We start from the raw sequence: 22549 nt of genomic DNA on the forward strand, positions 1-22549 counted from the left end.
ATAAGTGTGAATAATAAAACGAAGGAAATATTTAATTATTTATTTTTTGGTGGTTTAACAACACTGATTAATATTGTAACTTATTTCATTTGTGCAACTTTAGTTGGAATGGACTATAAAATAGCAACAACGATTGCGTGGATTGTAGCTGTATTGTTTGCGTATATTACAAACAAAAAATATGTCTTCAATAGTCAACAAGCTAATTTGACTCATGCGTTGAAGGAGTTCTTTTATTTTATGGGATTTCGTATCCTATCGTATTTTATAGATCTCTTTGCGATGATAGCATTTATTGAATGGTTAGGTATAAATGATTTAATTACAAAAGTTATTGCAAATATTATTGTTGTTGTCTTTAATTATTTTGCAAGTAAGTATGTTATTTTTAGAAAGAAGACCGATGTAGAAAATGGTCAAAATGCTTAAAAAACAAATGGCTTGGCTTTATGCCGGCTATTGTTTTTTATACATATATTTTTGTAATAAATTATTAACAAAGAATGTTATGGAGGAGTATAATGCAAGCACTGTTAGATTTGTTTAAGAAAAAGAAGGTTTTATATACATTTGCTTTCTTACTTCCTTTTTCTATTTATGGTGTAGTTTTCATGTTACTTGGTGTGGCGCCATTTGGATCAAAATCAATCCTTGTAACGGATTTACATACACAATATGTACAATTTTACACGTACTTATATGATGTTTTCAAAGATGGAAAAAGCATATTTTATAGTTGGGAAGGTGGAATGGGCCTTAATTTTATTGGTGTATTTGCCTATTATTTAGCAAGTCCATTTTCCATTTTAATTCTCTTTTTTGATCGTGCACATATTCCGGAAGCGATTATGTTAATGACGTTATTAAAAGTTGGACTAGCTGGTGTAACAATGACGTATTATTTAAGTCATATGATGAAGCGCCGAGAAATCACAATTACACTATTTTCAACTTTTTACGCATTAATGTCATTTGTAACTGTGTATTCATTCTGTGTAATGTGGTTAGACGGGATTTATTTACTACCTCTCATTTTGTTAGGGGTTGAAAAACTTTTAACACAGAAGAAATATGGATTATTTACGTTTAGCTTAGCACTTACATTTATTACAAACTTTTATATCTCTGTTATGGTAGGGATATTTACGTTTATCTATTTTGTAGCACGTTTTTGTGTGCTGTACGATGTTCGAAATATAAAGTTATTCATACAAAGATTTGTTTGGTTCTGTATGGGAACAGGTTTAGCAGCAGGGATGTCTGCTTTTATTACCTTACCAACATATATGGACTTAAAGAGTAACTTTGTGGAACGTGCAAAGCTACCATTTTCTACAGCATTTAATTTTGATCTTGTAGAATTCTATACACGATTCTTTAACGGAGTAGTCGATACAACAGTAAATGGTATGCCAAATGTTTACGCTGGTGTTTTAACACTATTATTGCTTCCATTATTCTTTATAACAAAGAAAATTGCTTTAAAAGAAAAGATTGTATATGGAGCAGTTTTACTATTTTTGGTTCTATCGTTTGAAATTCCATTTTTAAATATAGCTTGGCACGGTTTTGAACCACCAACGAACTTCCCATATCGTTATTCATTCACTTTCTCTTTCATGCTCATTTTGGTTGCAGTTCGAACATTTATGGTGTTTGAAGAGGAGTTAATACCGGCTTTAAAAAAGGTTGTTCTTTTTAACCTAGTTATGCTGTTATTACTTGGGAATTTAGCTCCAAGCTATATACAATCGAATAAAATTATTACAAATGTGTTCTTTATTGTTGTATATGCATTATTGTTAATTGCAAAAGTACGCTTGAAAAAAAATAAAGCAATGATCTCATTTGCTTTAGTAGCCGTGGTATCACTTGATGTTGCACTTAATACAGTCTATATGGTTAAGTTAATGGGGTATGAGTACGGTTATATTAATCGTCAAGAGTATGCTTCACCATATCCAAGATATGAAGAAACAATTCAAAAAGTCGCTGAAAAGGATAAAGGACTTTATCGCATGGAAACGACGCGAGGCGTTACATGGAATGACGCATTGCGTTTTGGGTATAAAGGTGTGACGCATTTTAACTCCGTAGCAAACGGCCATTTAAACTTATATATGCAGGAGTTAGGTTATGGTTATTTAGAGGCTCTAATTTTACAAAATGGTAAAGGCATTATTTCTACAGATGCATTGCTCGGAATGAAATATATGATTTCAGATGAACCACTTAACAAGTATGGATGGTCCGAAATTGATCGTGTAGGTAAGAACTATGTATATGAGAATAAAAATGCTCTTCCATTTGGGTACATGGTAAATAAAGAGGAATTTGATATAAAAGGAAAAGATAAGTTAAAGGTTCAAAAAATTAACTATGTAAATTCCTTTGAAGAACAAAATAAATTTATTGGCAAATTAAATGGGCAAGATATTAGCTACTATAAACCACTTGAACCAAGTTCTGTAGAATATAATAACTTGGAGGTTGTAGAGAAGGAAAAAACGAAGCAAGAATTAGCTGCTGAAAAGAAAAAAATAGCTCAGACGAAACAAAAGCCAGTTGAATTGATAAAACAACAAGATGGTAAAACAGCTAGCATTAAATATGTATTTGATGTCAAAGGTAAACAACAGTTGTATACGAAATTACGTGTAGAGCCAACTGATGTTACAAAAGTATATGTAAATGGAAAATCTCTTGGTAAGAAATTTACAGAGTATCCGCGTTATTATTGGAATAACGGTATCCTTGATTTGGGATATTTTGAAAATGAAAAAGTAGAAGTTGAAGTAAAAGTAAACCATCAGTCTATTGAGCTAGAACAACAATTATTCTATGGGCTTGATGTAGATGCATTGGATCAGCGAGTGAATGAATTAAAACAGCAGCCATTTGACGTAACAAACTACACAAGTCGTACTGTATCTGGAAAAATTGATGTGAAAGAAGATGATTATTTATTCTTATCGATTCCATACGATAAGGGCTGGAAGGCGACTGTAGATGGAAAAGAGACGAAATTACTGAAATTAAATGATGCGTTCCTTGGATTAGATTTAGAAAAAGGACCACATACAGTTGAATTAAAATATACTTCTCCAGGGTTTGTAATAGGAGCAATCGTTTCTTCTATTAGTTTAATTGTTACATTGTTACTTGGTTTCGTGTTATCAAGAAAACAGAAAAAATTATAATATAAAAAGAAAGAGGACTACTGAAATATCAGTAGTCCTCTTTCTTTTTCAATATACATCCAGCTGTGAGAAAGAAATATATCATAAAGATTCCATTCTCTAAGATATTATAAAAAGCACTTCCGACGATAGCGCCGACGCATAAATATAAGAGGAGGGGACCAAATGGTGCTTCTTTTCTATATTCCCAAAAAAGCCTTAAAAAACCAAATGCAAATATAGCGCATAGGATGACTCCAATGAGGCCCGTTTCAGCAAGGATCTGAATGTACTGGTTATCCGAATAAAAATTCCATGTAATATTGTACTGCTTATAAATTGGTGAAGAATGTGTTTGAGTAGCTGCATCACCAAATGTACCGAAACCATATCCTGTAATCGGTTTGTCCTTGAAAATTTCTACTGCTTTTTTCACATAATAGATTCGTCCATCTTGCTTACTTAGTTCAACAGTTTCTTCGGATAAAGCTTCTGAAAAACGTTTAGCTCCGAGAGCATCTCCTTCTAAATAATTCGTCACAGAAGAGATACCTGCAGCACACAAGGATGATATTAGCAGTACGGAAAGTAGTGATTTCCAATACGGTATACGTCTATAAACGATGATATAAAGAACTACAAATATCATCACTGTTAAAAAAGCGCCACGTGAATATGTTAATAATAACGTCGTTGCGATAAGCGTGAGTCCTATATAGACGATATATTTCATTTTGGTTGAAGCATCTCGCAATAAATAGAGTGATATGAGAAATGCTAATATTAAATAAAGTGCTAATTCATTTGGACCGCCGGCCATCCCGTATATACGTATTTTATTTGTAGGGGCTAATACGAGTTCTTTCCATGCCTCTGGAAGCAACATACTTCGTAGAGAGAGTTTTTCAATTAAACCTTGTATTGAAATGATAATGGAAGCGATGAAAGTTATTTTTGCAAAAAATAACAAATCATCATGATGGAAAGAAAGCCGCGATACAATATAGAATACAAAGTAAAATAGTAACAGGGTATGTAGCTGCATTACAATCGCTGTAAGGGAAACGCCATTTACTATTCCTAAAATAGATCCGAATAAACAAAATACAAAATATGCAATTTCAAAGTAATGAAATGAAAATAGCTTTGAAATATTATGTCGGTATTGTAAAAACAATTTACATAACAAAGAGAGAATAATGAGAGAACCGATCAATTTGAATCCAGCGTTATAGGCTGTAAGAAAAGGACGCATCGGAATGAATAATAGTAAATAAGCAATACCGAGCTTTTCATCTCGGAAAGCAGAGACTGCTAATAAAGCTGAAATGAATAGCCCGGTATAAGGTGATGGGAATAACAACCCTAATGTAACAAAGAAAATGCTGAGCAGTATATAATGAAATCGAGTAAGGTGTATCATATATAGTCTCCTTTAACATGATGATGGTATGCGATAAATATTGTTTACTTCTGTTAGCATTTTAGAGAAAGTGAAGTTTTGTAAATAATATTCGCGTCCGCATTCTGCCAAGGAATGGTATAGTTTTTCATCTTGTAATAATCTTGCTAGTGCAGTTGCTAATTGTTCTTCATCTCCATATGGTATAGAGATACCCGATTGATTTGGAACAATAACTTCAGGTAACCCACCAATATTTGTCGCAATCACGGGTTTTTTCATGGCAATTGCCTCAATTGCAACGTAGGATAATCCTTCATTTTTTGACGGAATCACGATTATATCATGTGCTTCGTATTCTTTTATAATGTTATCTTGAAAACCTAATAAAGAAACGGAATCATCTAATTGTAACGTCGTGATTAAGTTTTCTAATTGACTTTTTAGTGGCCCGTCTCCAATAATATTACATTGCCATTGTAAAGACGGATATTGTGTTTTTAACTTGTGTAAGCTTCTTATAAAAAAAGGTTGCCCCTTTTCCTCGCTTAACCTTCCAATTACAGCGATTTTCATCGGTTTATGAAGAGCGGGTAATGCATTTGAATAAGGGTCTTCTAAACCATTGTAAATCATTTTTAATTTATCCTTTTGAACCCCTTTTTCAAGAAGCTGTTGTTTCATAAACTGTGAAATACAAATAATCGTGTCATTGTAACGAGTAAAAAAAGCATTGCACCATCTTAAAGGACGTGCCATTGGAACATCCACATGATATGTCCAGATGACACGTATGGATGCTCCTAATAGTTTTGCTAAAATTGCAATATAGTTCTCACGTAAAAATTGTGCGTGAACTATATCTACTTGTTCTTTTGCGATTATTTTTTTTAGTTTTCTTGCAGCTTGTATATCAAAAGGATGGTGCATTTCTATACGATATATGGGTATGTTTAATTTCTCAAACTTATGTAAGAAAGGGCCAGGAGTAGAATATACAAGAACACAACGTTTTGGATCAATAGATTGAATTAAATCGAGGACATATTTTTCCGACCCACCATCCCCGACATAATTCAAAAGGTACATAATTTTATTCATTTATATCCTTCCTTTTACCTAAAAATAGCGATAGCAATTGTTGTAGCTCCTTTACTCTTAACATGTAAGTAATAAGTAAGTAAATGATAGCACCGACTGTTATTGCTAATAAGATAAGTAATTTTGTATCATGTGAGAAATGAAGCAGTAGTTTGGAAGCATACAAACTTACAAAAGATGCAACGGTACATTTCAATAAAAAGCGAGTGTAGTGCAAATTTATCTGTTCTTTCTCTTTCATATACTTTTGCAACATCCATAATAACAGAAATACTGTACTTACTGATGCAATAGAGGTTGAAAGTGCAGCACCTGCTAAACCAATATAATGAACGAGTACGATACATAATATAACATTTACAACCATAGAAACGATAGATACGTACATAATATAACGATTCAGTTTTAGTGAAAACAATAAGCGATCAAGTAAATCTTTTAAAGGTTGCATAAGAGCAGCGACTGCATAAAATTGTAGTGCGGTTGCTGTTAGCTCAATAGAATCCTTTCCGAATGCACCGTAGTTATAAATCACTTTTACAATTTCTTCAGTAAAGAATGTAAAATAAACACAGACTGGGATAAATAAAAATAACAGTACTTTAATATTCGTTTCAATGAGCTGAATGAATGGTTTCCAATTCTCCTGGTTTACATATTCAACGAATTTTGGGTACATGACAGTTAAGACAGGAGCAGCAATTAATCCAAGTGGAATAAAATATAACTTTTGAGAATAATTAAGAGCTGCAATAGACCCTTCTTCCAGTCCGGAAACTAACGTTCGATCTACGAGTAAATTAATTTGAATAGACACACTTGTAATAAATGCAGGGATACTTAAGGCCATCATCCTTTTTAAAGAAGGATCTTTCCAATCAATTAAAAATTTATAATGGTATCCTTCGCGTCTAGAAGCAACGTAGACAAGTATAGTTTGTACAATATTTCCAAGTATAACACCTAATGCAAGTGCATAAATTCCAATCCATTGTACGAGCAAAACAAAGATAAGTAGTGTAATCCCATTTAACACAATCCATTGTATACTTGTAATTCGAAATTTATGTAAACTGTTTAAATAAGCATTGAAGATATCAATAAAAAATGTACAAAATACAGTTGGAAAAATAATTTGCAGCAAATAGGCTGACAATACTGCTGTTTGCTCGGGTAAACCATGTGCAAACATTTTAATAAAAAAATGTGGTTGCAGTTCAATGAGCAAAAGCGGAATAAAGAAAATGAGTAAAATAATATTTAAAAAGTTATTCATAAATCGATATGCTTTAAGAGGATCTTTGCCTTTTAGTTCCATGAAAATAGGAATGAATGAGAAGGCAAAAGCGCCTGTGATACCAGTGAATACAATTGTTGGTATATTTAAAGCAACCACATATGCATCTACAGCATAGTTTGTACCGAAATAAGCTCCAAGTGTAACTTCTTTTGCAAATCCAAGTAGTTTGCCTAAAGCTGTCCCAAGTGTGAAAAATAATGTTACGATGAGAAATCTTTTTGCCTTGTCTTGCGAGGCTGTTCCTACCATTTATAATCAATTCCTTATGCAATTTTAATTCTTTTCAAGCATAATTTATTTATATGTAAAAATCAAATTTATATCAGTGCAATCAAGGATGTTTCTAAAAGAAAAGGATATCATCGATTTCGATGATATCCTTTTTGTGTCTTATTTTCTAAATTTATGATTTACTTCAAATGGTTTAAGGGTCAACGTATTCTATTTTGGAGAGAAACTAGAATTGCGTTGATATACAGAGTTATGAACCGCATAGTATATACGAGGTGCAATGATAGCACTGATGATTGTAAAGATGATATCTTTAACAGCAAACCACATCATAATCGTCCAAGCCGCTTTGTAACTCATATTTCCGCCCATCCAGAGGTTTACAGCCGCATACATATAAGTTGTACCAATGATATAAGTTAAGATAATCCCAGTGGCAGATGCGATTGCAAATGTCCCAAGTTGTGGTTTTTCTCTTTGTTCTACTAGTTTTCCTGTTACATAAGCAACAATAATAAATGCGATAATAAAACCACCGGTAGGATCTAACAGTGCGCCAAATCCAGCTTGGAATTTAGCGAAAATTGGTGCTCCTGCAACCCCAATAAGCATATAAACAGTCATAGATAAGGCCCCAAGTCTGCTTCCGAGAAGAAGACCCGCTAAAATTGCGAAGAATGGTTGCATCGAAAGGGGAACACCAGCCACTTGTAAAAAGGGTGCCCATGATACGATATTCGCACCAATTGCCATAAGCGCAACAAACATAGCTGCTAGTGATAAATCCAAAACGCGTAATTGCTTCATAATGTTAACCTCCCGCTGATGTTTAGTTAACATTATCGTAGCTAATTCGTTTATTTATTGTCAATCAAAATGTTTTGATAAGTAGGCTTCAATGAATCCCTTAGTAATGTGTATGGAATACGAAATTGCGGGATTCCACTTGAATAAGGTGCGATTTCATATAAAGAGAAGTAAATGACAAGGTTATCTGGTTCTAAAAAGTAGTTGAATTTCTTTGTACTCATCACTTTGTCAGCAGCATCTGGAAAATAAATACTTTCATTTTGTTTAATTTGTCTAACGATTTCTGTACGAATAATATCTTTATAGTTACTGTCTTTTTGAAATAAATCAGCTAGACTGAGTATCTTCTTTTCTTTTAAATCAAACGTATTTGCTTTCCACGTATATAAACCATGTGCACCGCCTGTATATTGGTAATAGTTTATGTATAAGCTTAATAAAGGAGAATTTTGCAATGTCACTTTATAATCGACATTTACAACATATGGATGAAAAGGTGCATTGGATTCCTGAGCCTCTTTATAATATTTTTTTGCTTCTTTTGCTAATGTTGTTTTAACGCGATCTGTTGTTGTTTTGTAGTATGTATTCAATTTGCTCTGAAATTTTTCATCGTAAAAGTTACTAAAATAAGGTCTGCTAATTTGATACTCTAAATAAGGCTTCTTACCTTTTTGCGTGACAGTCTTTATATCGATTGTCAAGTTAGAAGGCTGGGCCGCTTTCGTACAATTTGGTACAATAATGAGCAAGGAGACTAAGAGTAATAGAATACAGAATTTGTTTTTCATGTAGATGGAACCTCCTTAGATGAATATTATGGATAGTTTGAAAATAAATGGGAAAAATTATACATTTTTAAACAAGGAAAAGGGAGAAATAGTATGTCGAAAACATTAATGGATGCACTTGGGATTGAGCTGTTAGAAATGACAGAAGAGAAAGTGGTAGCAACTATGCCAGTAGATGGACGCACACATCAACCGTTGGGCTTTTTGCACGGTGGTGCATCAGTTGCATTAGCAGAAACTGTAGCGAGCGTAGGAGCGTATAATTTAATTGATCAAGAAAAGTGTATTTGTTTTGGACTTGAAATTAATGCGAATCATATTCGCTCGAAACGCGATGGAATCGTAACAGCAATTGGTACGCCGATCCATAAAGGAGAAACAACAATGGTTTGGGATGTACGAATTATTGATGAAAATGATGACCTGCTTTGTATTTCAAGATGTACAGTTGCTATTAAAGAAAAAAGATAGCGAATAGACGAATTGATCGTCATACAATTAGAAGCGTCCCCTATTAAAAGAGAACGCTTCTAAATTAAAATGAGGGGAACTTCTTTAGGGTGGTGTATGAAGTAAGAAGGCTGTCCTTCCTGCTTCATACATCACTATGGGATGGTTCCTTTTTATTTTTTGATTTTGGGAATTAAGTCTCCTTCTAGGAATAAGTCAGACACGTGTAGCCTAAAATTAACCTGATCAAAATTTTCCTTGGATAACCCATTTTCTTGTTCTCCGGTTTTAAAGTTCCAAACATTCTTTGGAGTAAAGGAGCCAGTTGTATTTAAGAAAATATAATCTCCTTTGGCAAAGGAACCATCTCGAAATGGAACGTAGTGATTGTCAGTATTTTGGTCAAATAAAGGCTTGCCTAAAAAATAGCGATCATTTTGTGATATACCCAATAAATATAATAATGTTGGTGAAATATCTAAGTGACCACTGGCTTGTTCATCAACTAGACCTTGTTGTTCTGTTAGTGCGCTACTATGGATGAGGAAAGGTACTTTATCAAATTGACGATCGAATTGTTGGTTTAATCCAATTTTATTTAATTCTTCTAGTGGCAATCCAGCGTCATGATCACCATAAATTACGAATATAGAAGAATCATATATTCCTTTCGCTTTTAACCCTTCAATAAAAACCCCAAGTGCTTTATCTAAATAATGAACAGAGTGAAGATAATTCCCCATTAAAGAACCTTCTAAATCTCCAAGTTCTAATTCACGATGGTGCGGCGGTAAGTCATATGGATGATGATTTGATAGCGTAATTAACATGCTTAAAAATGGTTGTTCTAATGTTGGTAACGCATCTTTCATCTGGTTTAGGAAATCTACATCTGATATTCCCCATCCAATATTCTCAGCAGGCTTAAAGTCTTTAGAAAACATAGATTGTTCGAACCCTAAGCTACGATGCATGAACGATCTGTTCCAAAAATTACCGTCATAACCGTGCGCTGAAAGTGTTGAATATCCATGCTCACTTAAAATAAAAGGTAAACCTTCAAATGTATTATCTGCGAAGTTAAAATAAATACTTCCATTAAAGCGAGATGGATGCATAGAGACTAAAGTTGTAAATTCCCCATCAGAGGTTCTTCCCTGATCTGTTTGATCAAAGAAATTTGGATAGTATATGCTTTCTTTTTTCAAACGATTTAAGTTTGGAGTAATCTCCTGCCCTGCAATACTTAAATCGACAACGAAGTTTTGGAGAGATTCAGCTTGAAATAGAATGACGTTTTGTCCTTTTGCTTTTCCGAAATGCTCTCCCTGTATAACCTGCTCATTCTCAGTATGGAACCATTGTTTTAGCTCATTTATTTTTTTGTCTGAAATATCCTCTTTTAAGACCATGTTATTAACGTACTTATAAATATCAAATATATGATAGTTTATAATTCCTAGATGGTCTGCCACCCACATATTTGAAAAACGTGCATCTGCAATTCCAGCCGTCACAACATATTTATACTTTTCGCGGAGTGGAATGCAAAAGAGAAGTACAATCATTAAAAACACAACAAGGTGACGGACAAATTGTTTCGAACGGGAGAACCAGTTATATTTGTTCATAATGATATAGACAACAATTAATACAGGTATGTCAGCGAAATAGATAATATCTTTCCATTCAAATAATGTCCAAATACTATCTGTTAAACTAGATACTTGTCCAAATTGCTTAATAAGGCTGATGGAAAGTAAATCTTGGAAGTATCGATAATAGATCACATTTGCAAGTAATAGGACGCTAAGCGCAATATCTATTAAGAACAAGCTAAATATCCTCCATTTATTGGAGAAAAGATGTATGATTGGCAGTACAAGTAATATTTCGAAAAACGTTAAGCGTACGACAATATCTTGTGGTTCATTGGATAGAGAGGTAAAAAAGAGAACGAGTTTCCAAAATGAAAAAACCGTAAAAATAATAAAATCTAATTTTGTTAAGGCAAATCTTTTAAAAAACGATAATAAATTAGACATAAAAAAGCCCCTTTTTCTATGCGTCTAAGTTGTAGGAAAGACCTTCTGTAAAAGCCCCTTTATGTATCCCATATTAACATACAGCAACACTCCTACCATTGATAGAAGTGTTATTTTATTGCTATATGGCATAGTAAACACTCTAAAAAATAAGAAACTGAATAGGAAAAATCCAATCCAGTTTCTTATTTAACAGTGTCAGTATTAAAACTGAATTTTCTTCTCCAAGAAGCTTTTCAATTCGCTAATTGGCATACGAACTTGCTCCATTGTGTCACGGTCACGTACTGTAACAGCTTTGTCTTCAACAGAGTCGAAGTCATATGTGATACAGAATGGTGTACCGATTTCGTCTTGGCGACGGTAACGTTTACCGATAGAACCAGTTTCATCAAAGTCTACCACGAAGTCTTTTGCTAGTTCTGCGAACACTTCTCCAGCGCCTTCAGATAGCTTTTTAGATAGCGGTAAGATCGCTGCTTTGTATGGTGCTAAAGCAGGATGGAAACGAAGAACTGTACGAGAGTCGTTTTCTAGTTGCTCTTCTTCGTATGCATCACATAAGAATGCTAATGTTACGCGGTCTGCGCCAAGAGATGGCTCGATGCAGTATGGTACGTAACGTTCATTCGTTTGTGGATCGATATAGTTAAAGTCTTCGTTAGAGTGTTCCATGTGACGTTTTAAGTCGAAGTCTGTACGAGATGCAACGCCCCAAAGTTCGCCCCAACCGAATGGGAATTTGAATTCAATATCAGTTGTTGCATTACTGTAGTGAGATAATTCTTCTTCACCGTGGTCACGAAGACGCATGCTTTCTTCGTTCATACCAAGTGATAGTAACCAGTTTTTACAAGTGTTACGCCAGAATGTGAACCATTCTAGTTCTTCACCTGGTTTACAGAAGAATTCAAGTTCCATTTGTTCGAATTCACGTGTACGGAATGTGAAGTTACCAGGCGTGATTTCGTTACGGAAACTTTTACCGATTTGACCAATACCAAATGGAAGTTTTTTACGCATAGAGCGTTGTACGTTTTTGAAGTTTACGAAAATACCTTGTGCTGTTTCAGGACGAAGGAAGATTTCGTTTGTACTAGATTCAGTAACGCCTTGGAATGTTTTAAACATTAAGTTAAACTGACGGATTTCTGTGAAGTCTTGATTGCCGCAATCTGGGCATTTTACTTCATGTTCTTTCATTAAGTCAGCCATTTGATCGAAAGTAAGACCATCAACGATCATTTCGACACCTTTTGCATCTAAAGCATCTTCAATTAATTTATCAGCACGGTGACGCGCTTTACATTTTTTACAGTCGATCATTGGATCATTAAAGTTACCAACATGACCAGAAGCTATCCAAGTTTTTGGGTTCATTAAAATTGCTGCATCTAAGCCAACGTTGTATGGAGATTCTTGAATGAACTTTTTCCACCAAGCTTTTTTCACATTATTTTTTAATTCGATACCAAGTGGACCGTAATCCCAAGTATTTGCAAGGCCACCATAAATTTCAGAACCAGGGAAAACAAAACCGCGATGTTTCGCTAAGTTTACAACTTGTTCCATTGAATACATAATAAAATCCTCCTTTTAAAAGTTAACGTATTGGCGATGACAGGGTGTACTTGTTGGATAGCAATTTCATGAGCAAGCCGCTTGCGCTTTTAGAGATATCCAGCTCCAGCGGCTAGAACAGTCGGTCATTTCGCTCCTTCCTGTGAGGCAAAAAGCGCCTCTTCGTCAGGGCCTCCAATGTCCTCCTGTTCTAAACGAGCCGCTTGCGCTTTTAAATACAAAAAAGCTCGTCTCTAGGCATTTTTGCCTAGGGACGAGCTTGTATATACCCGCGGTTCCACCCTAGTTGATGTGCGTATAAACGCACAACCACTTTATCACGTATTGCTCAAGACTGCCGTTTCCTCGCTTTTTCAGGCTTTCACTATCCCTGAATCGCTTTTTGTGCAAGTACTTATAAGTCCGTCATCGCTACTATATTTAATAATAATGACCATATTCTATCATGTTCCTTTTTAAATCACAATAGAGGAAAAAGCCTTTCTTTTTAGATGGACGAGAGTATCCGTCGATGGATAGAGGCGGAAAGTGCTTTTTTCGCCTCATGCCAAGTGAAAACAAAGGGAGGAAATGAGAGCATCACTTCTTTTGTTTTCATGGCAGGGACTTAAATCGATATATATGATAGAGTTTCGCCTGTTTTACTATTCTTTATTCGGAAACGATGCTCATAGTAGAGCGAATATGTTTAATTGCTTCACGTTTGCTTAAAGGAGCAAGTTCATTATTTTGAACGTATTCCCATACAGCATTTGGGCTTGTTTTCGCATATTCACGAAGTACCCAGCCAATTGCCTTTTGGATAAAAAATTCTTTTGAAGATTTGAGTTGTCCAATGATTGAGAAGAGAAGTTTTTCATCCATTTGCTCTTTATATTTCAGCTGAAATAAGATTGCAGAGCGTTGTAACCATATATTTTCTGAAGCAATCCATCTTGGAATATAGGTAGGAATGGCTTCTGGATGTTTCAAGAAAATGCTTCCTAGGAATGTTGGGACAATGCCATCAACGGAATCCCACCATGACTTCGTTGTAATAAGCTCCTCTAAGAATGGAATATGAGTTTCATCGAGGTGCCTTTTGTATTTTTGTAATAGATCGAGTGCGGCAGCTTGAAATTCGCGTTCGGACAAAGTCCAAAGTTCACGGATGACGAGTTGAAATTCCTCGTTGCTTGGGAGCTTATGTACTTGTATGACTTCATGTAGTAGCTTTCTTCTTTCCGGTGTTTGAATACCGAAAAACGAGAAGTGGTTTTTCATATAACGAGCCATGGGTTCTGCTTTTTCCGGATTTTGATGTGCAATAAATTGTTGCTGTAATGCTTCTACAAATGGGCGCATAAAACTGTTCTCCTTTCAGGTTTCTCTTTCATATTATATAAAGAAGTGATACGAAAGTGATATAAGAAATATGGTAAGAATAGAAAGGAGGGAGAGCAATGGAGGATCAAAGTATATTAGCAGGTTTTTTTGCTCTTAGTTTTACTTTCATTTTGATTATTGTAATTTGGGGTATCATTGCGTATGTATTAACGGCATTTTCACTTTATACAATGGCAAAAAATGATGGCGCTGAGGATGGGGTTCTTGCTTTTATTCCATTTTTAAATAGTAAAGTTTGGGGAGACTTGGCAAAGGAGAAATTACCTAGCTTTTTGAAAGAAGAGGCAGGATGGAAAATATTCGGAATATATGTTTTGTGTTTTATTTTGAACTTTGTTCCGATTTTAAATGTGCTAGCAGCAGGGGTATCGCTTGTTCTGTCGATTTATTTGATATATGCCATTTTAGAGCGATATGGAACGAACGCAGTTTTATTTACAATTATTCATGTAATAACATGTTCTATTTTTCTTCCGATTCACTTGTTTTTGATTCGAAATGAGCCGACGAAATATTAGGGTTTACTGGGGATAATCGTGTTGAGTATTGTTGGAAGATCGATATATGGGAAGAAAGAATTGGTATATTATAAAAATGAAAGGCTATCGCTGCGTGCGATAGCCTTTTATCTTTAAACGAGCCACTGTCGCTTTTTAATGAATCCAGCTCCAGTGGCAAGAATGTTCGGTGGCTTCGCTTCTTCCGCCGAGGCAAAGAGCGCCTCGGCGGAAGAAGCTCCATCCCCCTCACATTCTGAACGAGCCACTGTCGCTTTTTATGACTACATTAAGTAACGCAGATAAATGTAGATGTGAGAAATGATAAGTGACACGATCATAATTGGAAAACCGAATTTTAGGAACTCCATGTAGCTAAATCGGTGTCCTTCACGGCTTGCGATTCCTGCTACGATTACGTTAGCAGAAGCACCGATTAATGTACCGTTTCCGCCTAGACAAGCTCCGAGTGCCAATGACCACCATAGTACATCGATTTGCACATCGGAAGGTGATAGGCCAAGACCGACTGCCATATCGTTAATGAGTGGAATCATTGTTGCAACGAACGGAATGTTATCAATTGTTGCGGATGCAATACCGGATACCCATAAAATAAGGATAGATGCGTAGGAGATATCGCCACCTGTTAAACCAATTACTTTTTGTGCTAATGTTTTGATGAGTCCAATATCAATAAGTCCACCAACGAGTACGAATAGACCAGCAAAGAAGAAAATTGTAACCCACTCTACGTGAGCGAATATGTCTTCAATTTCATGCTCTTTTACACCGATTAGCATAAGTACAGTAGCACCCGTTAATGCAATTACTGCTGCATCAATGTGGAAAATAGAATGAGTCATGAACCCTAGAATTGTAAGACCAAGTACTGTCAAAGATTTTTTCATTAATACAGCATCTTTAATGTATTTCTTTTCATCTAAACTCATTAATTTTTTTATTTGTACAGGATCAGCAATTAGCTGCTTGCGATACATAAAGTAAATCATTGTAGCGGTAACAGCAATAATGATAATTACGATTGGAGCTAAGTTAAATAAGAAAGCATTAAAATCTAGATGTTTATTGGCAGAACCAATCATAATGTTTGGTGGATCACCAATTAATGTCGCGGTCCCTCCAATATTTGAAAAAATAATTTCGGAAAGTAAATATGGGACAGGATTTACTTGTAAAATACGCGTAATAGATAAAGTAACTGGAACAACAAGAAGTACAGTTGTTACGTTATCTAGAAATGCGGAGCCAAGCGCGGTAAGCAAAGAAAGAGAAATTAAGATTTTAATTGGATTTCCTTGTGCTTGTTTAGCGGCTTTAATTGCGACATATTGGAATACACCTGATTTACTCGTAATGTTTACTAAAATCATCATGCCGATCAGTAGTGTGATAGTTCCCCACTCAATATGTTTTGTAAAAGCAGTGTGCAGGTCAACGACTCCAAAGATCACCATAAGTGCAGCACCGAGAAGTGCGATAACAGCACGGTTAAGTTTTTCTGAAATAATAATGGCATATGTAATTAGAAAGACTGCGATTGCAAAGTAATATTGCCAGTTTGCAATTTCTTGCGTTGTTTCGTGCAAAAATTCCATCTCCTTTCGGGTAACTTTTCTTAGTGTGTCATAAATGTATGGAACAAACACACTTAAAGCCATTATAAAGTAGAAAAATGTCGGATGTAAATGGAAGGGTTTGCTTTGTCCTATTTTCTGTTTCGGTTAATTTTTCTTGTTTTTGAAAATATTTGCGGTTATTTGACATATACATAAGATACATCCAAATCTGAATGTATCTTATGTAATAGCATTCGAGCCTGTTCGTGTAGGAGGATAAAGTAGATAGAATGATAAGGAAGGGATTGTATGGGTGAACAACAATTTTTGTTTTTAGATTTTGAGTTCACAATGCCACAAAATAGGAAAAAACCAAAGGGTTTTTTTCCAGAGATTATTGAGGTAGGACTCGTATCGGTTGTTGATTGTATAGTGGAAAATACGTATTCATCTTATGTAAGACCAGAAGCTTTTCCAAGTTTAACAGATCGGTGTAAAAAATTTTTAGGAATTAATCAAGAAGCAGTAGACAGAGGGATTTCCTTTTTGGAACTTGTCGAGAAGCTTGTGCAATATGAAAAACGCTGTCAAACAACAATTGTAACGTGGGGCAATATGGATATGAAAGTACTGAAGCATAATTGTGAGGCTGTAGGTGTCGAGTTTCCTTTTTCAGGGCAGTGCAGAGACTTATCGCTCGAGTATAAACGTTTCTTTGGAGAGCGGAATCAAACTGGACTATGGAAAGCGATTGAAGCGTATGGGAAAGTAGGAACAGGGAAGCATCACTGTGCACTTGATGATGCGATGACGACCTATAATATTTTTAAGCTGGTTGAAAAGGACAAAGAATATTTAGTAAAACCATCTCCGCCGACTTTAGGTGAGCTTATTGATTTTTCAAAGGTGTTAAAGAAAGTGAGTACACAATAGCGACCAAATTACAAACTGTGTAATTTGGTCGCTTTGTTTTTTATAGCTTGTAATCTTGTTTTAATTGCTTTAGTACCTGCAAACTACGCTTTGCAAAAGGAGAGTCGTCTTCTTGAAATGCATTCACTTGTGAGTCTAATGCTATTTTCAGAGATTCTTTATAATCCGGGATATTCCCTTCATATTTTTTTACCATTGGTTGCGGAATATTTGTTTGTTCGCGAAAAGCTAAAGCACGTCTTTCATGGAAAAATGGTACATCAGCTTGCTTTACATTATGTAAATCACCTTGCGTAGGATGTTTTAAAACAGCTAATACTCTCACAACGTAGCTTCCAGGACGGCTGTTTGTAATTTCACCGATATATTTTCCTGTTTTATAGATGCCAGTAACGATATCACCAATTTGGAATGTTTCGCTCATATTTTTCACCTCAATTTTATAGTAAGGAAAGAGTGGGATGGAGTCAAAGAAATCATCTGCCAGAGAATGATTTTGAGAAGTTAGGTGCGCGTGTGATTAGAGAGATGTTATAATTTGAAAAGATGTAACAGAAAATTCTGATGAATCAAAAGGATGAAAGTGTACATCGTTTGCTTCGATGAATTCACAGATATAGATGTATTTTTGCTCAGGGATTTACTGAATAGAGTAAGAGTGTAGAAAAAACAAAGGAGTGTGATCTTTATGATGCCTTTATATTTTCCAGAAGATAAAACAGAATATATTATTCCAGGGATTGTTTGTGTTTTATTTATAGTCGGTGCAATTGCAACTTGGCGTATGTTTATTCGTGTATCGAAGAGAGAGGCAGAACGTTTGCAGAAAGTAGAACAAAAGTTGTTAGCGGAAAAGAAACACTAATTCGCTTTTGTATGTTTCCCTCTATGCTCGGACAATCTAAGGGCAGAATGTATTTTGGAGGGAATTGTGATGAAAAAGCAGCTTTTATTTGGGTTTTGTTTGCTGTTTCTTATGACAGGTTGTGATAAAGGGAAACCGAAAGAAATAGATGTAAAGTTATATAATGCTTCTGGTGATAAAGTTGGAACCGCAAAGGTGGTTCAAAAAACAAATGGCGTGAAAATATCCATTAAGGCAGAGGGATTTACGCCAGGAGCACATGGATTACATATTCATGACATTGGGGAATGTAAAGCACCTCTTTTTATATCAGCGGGTGATCATTTTAATCTAGATAAGAAAAAGAAACATGGACTTATGAATCCAAAGGGAGCAGAGAATGGCGATTTGCCGAATGTAATTGCTGATGATAAAGGTGCGATTAAGGCGGATATTGAAGCACCTAATATATCGCTTGAAGAAGGGAAAACGACACTTCATCGAAAAGATGGGGCAACGATTATTATTACTGAAAACGCTGATGATGGTATGACGCAACCTGCTGGAAATTCAGGGAACCGAATTGCTTGTGGGGTTATTGTAGAAAAAGCATCAGCCGCTAAGAAAAAGTAGAAGCTACCTTTTGAAAGGATAGCTTCTTTCAGTTAACTATGAAAATGTATACTGGAGTCTGTGCAGTATCTCTTCAAGTTGTCTTCTTGGACAACCGATGTTAATACGAATATATTGCTCTCCGCCGGTTCCGTATTTTTCACCTGGTTCAACGATGATCTTCCCTTTTTCTTCAAGTTGTTTTGTTCTTTCTTTTTCAGACAAATCAAGGCGAGAACAGTCAACCCATAGTAAAAAAGTACCTTCTGATTGAATGACAGAAAGTATAGGAATATGCTGCTTGATAAATTCACGAGCGAACCGGGCATTTTCTTCTATATATAAACGGATGTCTGCTAACCATTCGTTACATTCTGTATAGGCACTTTGCATTGCTACATAAGCCAATGTATTTAACCCATGAAAACCTTGACGGTGTTGTACAGATGTAAAGGCATCGCGAAGTTTTTTATTAGGAATAATAATAATAGATGCCTGCAGTCCTGCAATGTTGAACGTTTTGCTTGGTGCCATGCAAGTGATTGTGCGTGCCGCTAATGATTCAGATAAGGAAGCAAATGGTGTATGGGTATGATTTGAGAAAATAATGTCTGCATGGATTTCATCCGTGACAACGATTACATTATATTGTTCACATAATGCTCCAAGTTTTGTAAGTTCTTCCTTTGTCCAAACGCGACCGACAGGGTTGTGTGGACTACAAAGGAGCATAAGTTTCACACCCTGTTGGAATTGTGATTCCAAATGTTCAAAATCCATTGTGTATACGCCGTCCTGCAAGAGTAATGGATTTTCGCATACAAGACGGTTATTTTTTGTGACCATATCAAAGAATGGAGGATAAATCGGTGGTTGCACCAGTACGGCATCATTTTCGGTTGTGAAAGCTTGTACACTAGTGCTGAGAGCAGGGACGATTCCTGAACTAAATACAATCCATTCTTTTTTTATATCCCAATTGTATTGACTTTTTGTCCACTGACAAATCGTATCTGTGATTTCTTCTGGTGGCATTGTATAACCGAAAATAGGATGTTCAAGGCGTTTTTTCATTGCAGATTGAATTGGCTTTGGAATAGGAAAATCCATATCTGCAATCCATGCATGTAACAGTTCTTCATTCTTATATGTATCCCACTTTACGCTATGAGTTCCCCGGCGATTTACAGTTTTATGAAATTGCTGCATATTATTTGCCTCCCTTTACTTGAATCGATGATTTTGTGAAAGTTCCTCACTTCTTCTAGCATAGCTGATATGATACGATAAAGAAAAGAGTGAAAAATAGGAAAAGGCGGGAAGTAGATGGGCGCATATGAAAAGATGGTGGAAATGGTGAAGAATTGGGATCCTTTTCAAATGGGACCGGAATTTTATGAAACAGAAGCAAGTGATGTCGTGTACGTGGTAAGTGCGTTTGACGATCCGAAGTATATTGCGAAAAAAATCCAGCATATTTATTTCATGTCTTTTGAAGAAGTACCATCTATTGAGAAATGTGAGAAATTAGCAGAGGAATTACTCATATTAAAAGAAGGTGGAAGTTGTTCATTATAGGCTGTCGGGTGTTCCGACAGCCTTTGCTTTTGTAGTAATTTTGATGTTGTATATCGTGAAATGATTGATATAGTAGCTGAAGCCGCCGATATATGGATGTTACTGTGCTGAAAATGCCACGATTTCTTCGTATACATGCTGTGGCTTCTCTTCTGGCAATAAGTGTCCAGCATTTTCGTATGAAATAAATGTAGAGTTTGGTAAGTCTTCGTGTAACCGTTGCCCAACATGAACGGGAACAACACGGTCTTTTTCACCCCAAATAAGCAAGGTAGGCGTTTCAATTTTACGTAATTCAGCTGAAGATAAATCACCTTCTCGGTCCCGAATCATTCGAGTTAAAGCCGGGAAAATACGGTTATCATAAAAGGGAGCTGAGTAGCCTTCCATCATTTCATCATCAATTAAAGAGTGATCATAAACGACATTCATTAAATTATGAACAATGCCTCTTCGTATAATCCAATTTTTTACGTATAAATGGAAGAACGGTAAATAGGAAGTATAGATGAGCGGGAACTTTGCCCTTGTTAAGTAGCTTGAGCTACATAGTAAGATTGTTTTTGTAATTAAATCAGGGCGTATACGATTGACATAGAGTGAGATTTGTCCGCCCATTGAATGCCCAACTAGCACAATATTTTGCAATGCTAAATGTTCCACTAAATCGATAATTATAGTTGCTAGATTATGATAGGAATATGTAAAGTGATTTGACTTATCACTTTTTCCAAATGGTGGTAAATCAAGAGCGACAACAGTTCCTTCTTTTGTAAGCAGTGGGATGAGTCGTCGGTAACTAAATGAGGACGATAAAAAACCGTGAACGAGTACGAAAGTTGGCCTATCCTCTTTACTTTGGTATTCATATAACTCGTAATGAACGGTAGTGCCGCGAGTGGAAAAAGTGAAGTAAGGATGTTTTGTCTCATGGTTCATTTTTTTTCACTCCATTGATTTTTTTCATATTATTTCCTAGTAGAAAAAAGTTTATGTTAGTAAAAAAAGGCAAGATGGAGGGCCATCTTGCCTTTTTTATCCACGTACAATATTTGGAGGTGTCTTTCCTTGTAACCCAGCAACTAGATTTTCGGCAGCTGTCATTGCCATTTTGTGTCTCGTTTTTAATGTCGCAGATCCGATGTGCGGCAGCGTAACGACGTTTGTTAACGATAATAACGGATTATCTTTTTCCACTGGTTCTTGTGTGAATGTATCAATGCCAGCTGCAAAGATTTTCTTTTGTTTCAGTGCATCAATTAATGCATTTTCATCGACTGTTTTCCCGCGGGAAGCATTAATGAAAATAGCTGTTTCTTTCATTAATGAAAATTCCTTCTCGCCGATAAGATGGTATGTTTCCTCTGTTAAAGGGGTTAGAAGAACAATGAAATCTGATTGCGCTAGTAATGTGTTTAAATCACAGTACGTCGCTTCGAATTTTTGTTCAGCGTCTTCTTTACGGCGACGATTATAGTAAAGAACATTCATATCAAACCCGAATTTGGCACGTTTAGCAACAGCCTCTCCAATTCGGCCCATGCCAATAATTCCAATTGTACTATGATGTACATCCATTCCGAAATGCTCCTTTGTAATTTCGGAATTCCAATTACCATCTTTCACATAAGAATCAAGCTCGCATACGCGGCGTCCCGCTGATAACATAAGAGCGAAAACAAGATCGGCTACTGTATCATCTAATACATATGGGGTATTCGTACCAATCACATTTTTGCCCCGCATCGCTTCTAAATCGAAATTATCATAGCCAACAGAAATATTGCTCACAACTTTTAGTTGGGGAGCTGCTTGAAATAATTCCTCATCAATTTTTGCACCAAAGTTAAGTAAACCATGCTTATCTTTTACTTTTTCTAATAGAACTTCACGAGGTATCTTCTCATTACTATCCCATTTTTCATATTCACAATGCTCAGAGATATATGTTTCTACAGACTTTGGAACGCGTTCAGCAATATATACTTTTGGTTTCACGGTTTCAGCCCCTTTTTCTTTTTCCCCGCTTTAACGAGCCGTAAAATCCACACCTAAATAGTTAGAGAGAAGTGAGGAAGAAAGGTGAAGACAGGCTATCCGTTAAAGCACAATTGGTGATGGTTAATAATCAGCGATAGATGAAGAAAATTTCTACTGATTAAAGTTTCACTCTATTTTTACATAATTCTCTAAAAAAATCTTCTTTTCAAATATAAAAGGAAGGAGGAA

At 35.6% G+C, this 22549-nt stretch carries 21 protein-coding genes and 1 pseudogene; 9 read left to right on the top strand and 13 right to left on the bottom strand.

The genetic code is table 11. The features are described 5' to 3' along the window. Positions 1–6 precede the first annotated feature (6 nt). Positions 7–429 (top strand): GtrA family protein, encoded by a 423-nt coding sequence (locus tag M014_RS0125640; protein WP_026594239.1) that lies wholly within the window; start codon positions 7–9, stop codon positions 427–429. Between the two features lie 92 nt (positions 430–521). Further along, positions 522–3200 (top strand): YfhO family protein, encoded by a 2679-nt coding sequence (locus M014_RS0125645; RefSeq protein WP_026594240.1) that lies wholly within the window; start codon positions 522–524, stop codon positions 3198–3200. A gap of 28 nt (positions 3201–3228) precedes the next feature. Here the strand turns inward: M014_RS0125645 and M014_RS0125650 are convergent, their stop codons facing one another. From M014_RS0125650 to M014_RS0125670, 5 genes are all read right to left on the bottom strand, one after another. After that, the gene (locus tag M014_RS0125650; protein ID WP_026594241.1) at positions 3229–4602 is read right to left on the bottom strand and encodes an O-antigen ligase family protein; all 1374 of its coding nucleotides are present in this window, start codon (positions 4600–4602) and stop codon (positions 3229–3231) included. Positions 4603–4614: 12 nt separating this feature from the next. After that, entirely contained in the window at positions 4615–5682 is a 1068-nt protein-coding gene (locus tag M014_RS0125655; RefSeq protein ID WP_026594242.1) for a glycosyltransferase, read from the bottom strand. Continuing rightward, on the bottom strand, positions 5675–7231 hold the full coding sequence (gene murJ / locus M014_RS0125660; RefSeq protein ID WP_026594243.1) for a murein biosynthesis integral membrane protein MurJ: 1557 nt from the start codon (positions 7229–7231) through the stop codon (positions 5675–5677). Before murJ ends, M014_RS0125655 begins: the two co-directional genes overlap by 8 nt. Positions 7232–7423: 192 nt before the next feature. Next, positions 7424–8020 (bottom strand): biotin transporter BioY, encoded by a 597-nt coding sequence (locus M014_RS0125665; RefSeq protein ID WP_026594244.1) that lies wholly within the window; start codon positions 8018–8020, stop codon positions 7424–7426. 50 nt (positions 8021–8070) lie between these two features. Beyond that, positions 8071–8814, bottom strand: coding sequence for a DUF3298 and DUF4163 domain-containing protein (locus M014_RS0125670; RefSeq protein WP_026594245.1), 744 nt, complete (start codon positions 8812–8814; stop codon positions 8071–8073). A 93-nt stretch (positions 8815–8907) separates the two neighbouring features. Between M014_RS0125670 and M014_RS0125675 the strand changes: the two genes are divergently transcribed. Further along, a complete protein-coding gene (locus M014_RS0125675) occupies positions 8908–9285 on the top strand; it encodes a hotdog fold thioesterase (protein ID WP_026594246.1) in 378 nt (125 codons plus the stop codon). A 152-nt stretch (positions 9286–9437) separates the two neighbouring features. Here the strand turns inward: M014_RS0125675 and M014_RS0125680 are convergent, their stop codons facing one another. The 3 genes from M014_RS0125680 to M014_RS0125700 all read right to left on the bottom strand — a co-directional run bounded on the left by M014_RS0125680 (position 9438) and on the right by M014_RS0125700 (position 14234). Further along, positions 9438–11309 (bottom strand): LTA synthase family protein, encoded by a 1872-nt coding sequence (locus M014_RS0125680; RefSeq protein WP_081811130.1) that lies wholly within the window; start codon positions 11307–11309, stop codon positions 9438–9440. Between the two features lie 204 nt (positions 11310–11513). Then, positions 11514–12890 (bottom strand): glycine--tRNA ligase, encoded by a 1377-nt coding sequence (locus M014_RS0125690; protein ID WP_026594249.1) that lies wholly within the window; start codon positions 12888–12890, stop codon positions 11514–11516. 651 nt (positions 12891–13541) lie between these two features. Beyond that, positions 13542–14234 (bottom strand): DNA alkylation repair protein, encoded by a 693-nt coding sequence (locus tag M014_RS0125700; protein WP_026594250.1) that lies wholly within the window; start codon positions 14232–14234, stop codon positions 13542–13544. Positions 14235–14332: 98 nt separating this feature from the next. On the opposite strand from M014_RS0125700, the gene M014_RS0125705 reads away from it, so the two are divergent. Next, on the top strand, positions 14333–14794 hold the full coding sequence (locus M014_RS0125705; RefSeq protein ID WP_026594251.1) for a hypothetical protein: 462 nt from the start codon (positions 14333–14335) through the stop codon (positions 14792–14794). Between the two features lie 263 nt (positions 14795–15057). Here the strand turns inward: M014_RS0125705 and M014_RS0125710 are convergent, their stop codons facing one another. Next, complete coding sequence (locus M014_RS0125710; protein ID WP_026594252.1) at positions 15058–16383, bottom strand: ArsB/NhaD family transporter; 1326 nt, start codon at positions 16381–16383, stop codon at positions 15058–15060. A 279-nt stretch (positions 16384–16662) separates the two neighbouring features. Here M014_RS0125710 and kapD point away from each other — a divergent pair, with 279 nt between their 5' ends. Further along, positions 16663–17286: a 3'-5' exonuclease KapD gene (kapD, locus tag M014_RS0125715; RefSeq protein WP_026594253.1), complete on the top strand. Its 624-nt coding sequence runs from the start codon at positions 16663–16665 to the stop codon at positions 17284–17286. A 40-nt stretch (positions 17287–17326) separates the two neighbouring features. On the opposite strand, the gene M014_RS0125720 is transcribed toward kapD, so the two are convergent. Next, the gene (locus M014_RS0125720; protein ID WP_026594254.1) at positions 17327–17710 is read right to left on the bottom strand and encodes a kinase-associated lipoprotein B; all 384 of its coding nucleotides are present in this window, start codon (positions 17708–17710) and stop codon (positions 17327–17329) included. A 153-nt stretch (positions 17711–17863) separates the two neighbouring features. Between M014_RS0125720 and M014_RS29465 the strand changes: the two are divergent. From M014_RS29465 to M014_RS0125730, 3 genes and pseudogenes are all read left to right on the top strand, one after another. Continuing rightward, positions 17864–17947 (top strand): annotated as a pseudogene (locus tag M014_RS29465) (DJ-1/PfpI family protein); the annotation flags it as partial. Positions 17948–17974: 27 nt separating this feature from the next. After that, positions 17975–18151: a hypothetical protein gene (locus tag M014_RS29830; protein WP_170833691.1), complete on the top strand. Its 177-nt coding sequence runs from the start codon at positions 17975–17977 to the stop codon at positions 18149–18151. A gap of 69 nt (positions 18152–18220) precedes the next feature. Beyond that, positions 18221–18763, top strand: a complete 543-nt coding sequence (locus M014_RS0125730; protein WP_026594255.1) for a superoxide dismutase family protein — start codon at positions 18221–18223, stop codon at positions 18761–18763. Positions 18764–18799: 36 nt separating this feature from the next. On the opposite strand, the gene M014_RS0125735 is transcribed toward M014_RS0125730, so the two are convergent. Next, positions 18800–19951 carry a MalY/PatB family protein gene (locus tag M014_RS0125735; RefSeq protein WP_026594256.1) on the bottom strand — a complete coding sequence of 384 codons (1152 nt, stop codon included), beginning with the start codon at positions 19949–19951 and terminating at the stop codon, positions 18800–18802. Between the two features lie 117 nt (positions 19952–20068). Here M014_RS0125735 and M014_RS0125740 point away from each other — a divergent pair, with 117 nt between their 5' ends. Next, positions 20069–20320 (top strand): DUF1871 family protein, encoded by a 252-nt coding sequence (locus M014_RS0125740; RefSeq protein WP_026594257.1) that lies wholly within the window; start codon positions 20069–20071, stop codon positions 20318–20320. 99 nt (positions 20321–20419) lie between these two features. Here the strand turns inward: M014_RS0125740 and M014_RS0125745 are convergent, their stop codons facing one another. Together M014_RS0125745 and M014_RS0125750 are read right to left on the bottom strand one after the other, a co-directional pair. Next, positions 20420–21259, bottom strand: coding sequence for an alpha/beta fold hydrolase (locus M014_RS0125745; protein WP_026594258.1), 840 nt, complete (start codon positions 21257–21259; stop codon positions 20420–20422). Between the two features lie 96 nt (positions 21260–21355). Next, complete coding sequence (locus M014_RS0125750; protein WP_026594259.1) at positions 21356–22318, bottom strand: 2-hydroxyacid dehydrogenase; 963 nt, start codon at positions 22316–22318, stop codon at positions 21356–21358. Between the last annotated feature and the right edge of the window lie 231 nt (positions 22319–22549).

Origin of the sequence: Bacillus sp. UNC437CL72CviS29 (assembly GCF_000482345.1) — a bacterium.
Lineage (GTDB): Bacteria > Bacillota > Bacilli > Bacillales > Bacillaceae_G > Bacillus_A > Bacillus_A arachidis.

What these genes read in the sequence shown, in the direction of transcription:
- M014_RS0125645 (WP_026594240.1), top strand. Translation starts at nt 522, where the DNA reads ATGCAAGCACTGTTAGATTTGTTTAAGAAAAAGAAGGTTTTATATACA.
- M014_RS0125650 (WP_026594241.1), bottom strand. Translation starts at nt 4,602, where the DNA reads ATGATACACCTTACTCGATTTCATTATATACTGCTCAGCATTTTCTTT.
- M014_RS0125655 (WP_026594242.1), bottom strand. Translation starts at nt 5,682, where the DNA reads ATGAATAAAATTATGTACCTTTTGAATTATGTCGGGGATGGTGGGTCG.
- murJ (WP_026594243.1), bottom strand. Translation starts at nt 7,231, where the DNA reads ATGGTAGGAACAGCCTCGCAAGACAAGGCAAAAAGATTTCTCATCGTA.
- M014_RS0125665 (WP_026594244.1), bottom strand. Translation starts at nt 8,020, where the DNA reads ATGAAGCAATTACGCGTTTTGGATTTATCACTAGCAGCTATGTTTGTT.
- M014_RS0125670 (WP_026594245.1), bottom strand. Translation starts at nt 8,814, where the DNA reads ATGAAAAACAAATTCTGTATTCTATTACTCTTAGTCTCCTTGCTCATT.
- M014_RS0125675 (WP_026594246.1), top strand. Translation starts at nt 8,908, where the DNA reads ATGTCGAAAACATTAATGGATGCACTTGGGATTGAGCTGTTAGAAATG.
- M014_RS0125680 (WP_081811130.1), bottom strand. Translation starts at nt 11,309, where the DNA reads ATGTCTAATTTATTATCGTTTTTTAAAAGATTTGCCTTAACAAAATTA.
- M014_RS0125690 (WP_026594249.1), bottom strand. Translation starts at nt 12,890, where the DNA reads ATGTATTCAATGGAACAAGTTGTAAACTTAGCGAAACATCGCGGTTTT.
- M014_RS0125700 (WP_026594250.1), bottom strand. Translation starts at nt 14,234, where the DNA reads ATGCGCCCATTTGTAGAAGCATTACAGCAACAATTTATTGCACATCAA.
- M014_RS0125705 (WP_026594251.1), top strand. Translation starts at nt 14,333, where the DNA reads ATGGAGGATCAAAGTATATTAGCAGGTTTTTTTGCTCTTAGTTTTACT.
- kapD (WP_026594253.1), top strand. Translation starts at nt 16,663, where the DNA reads ATGGGTGAACAACAATTTTTGTTTTTAGATTTTGAGTTCACAATGCCA.
- M014_RS0125720 (WP_026594254.1), bottom strand. Translation starts at nt 17,710, where the DNA reads ATGAGCGAAACATTCCAAATTGGTGATATCGTTACTGGCATCTATAAA.
- M014_RS29830 (WP_170833691.1), top strand. Translation starts at nt 17,975, where the DNA reads ATGATGCCTTTATATTTTCCAGAAGATAAAACAGAATATATTATTCCA.
- M014_RS0125730 (WP_026594255.1), top strand. Translation starts at nt 18,221, where the DNA reads ATGAAAAAGCAGCTTTTATTTGGGTTTTGTTTGCTGTTTCTTATGACA.
- M014_RS0125735 (WP_026594256.1), bottom strand. Translation starts at nt 19,951, where the DNA reads ATGCAGCAATTTCATAAAACTGTAAATCGCCGGGGAACTCATAGCGTA.
- M014_RS0125740 (WP_026594257.1), top strand. Translation starts at nt 20,069, where the DNA reads ATGGGCGCATATGAAAAGATGGTGGAAATGGTGAAGAATTGGGATCCT.
- M014_RS0125745 (WP_026594258.1), bottom strand. Translation starts at nt 21,259, where the DNA reads ATGAACCATGAGACAAAACATCCTTACTTCACTTTTTCCACTCGCGGC.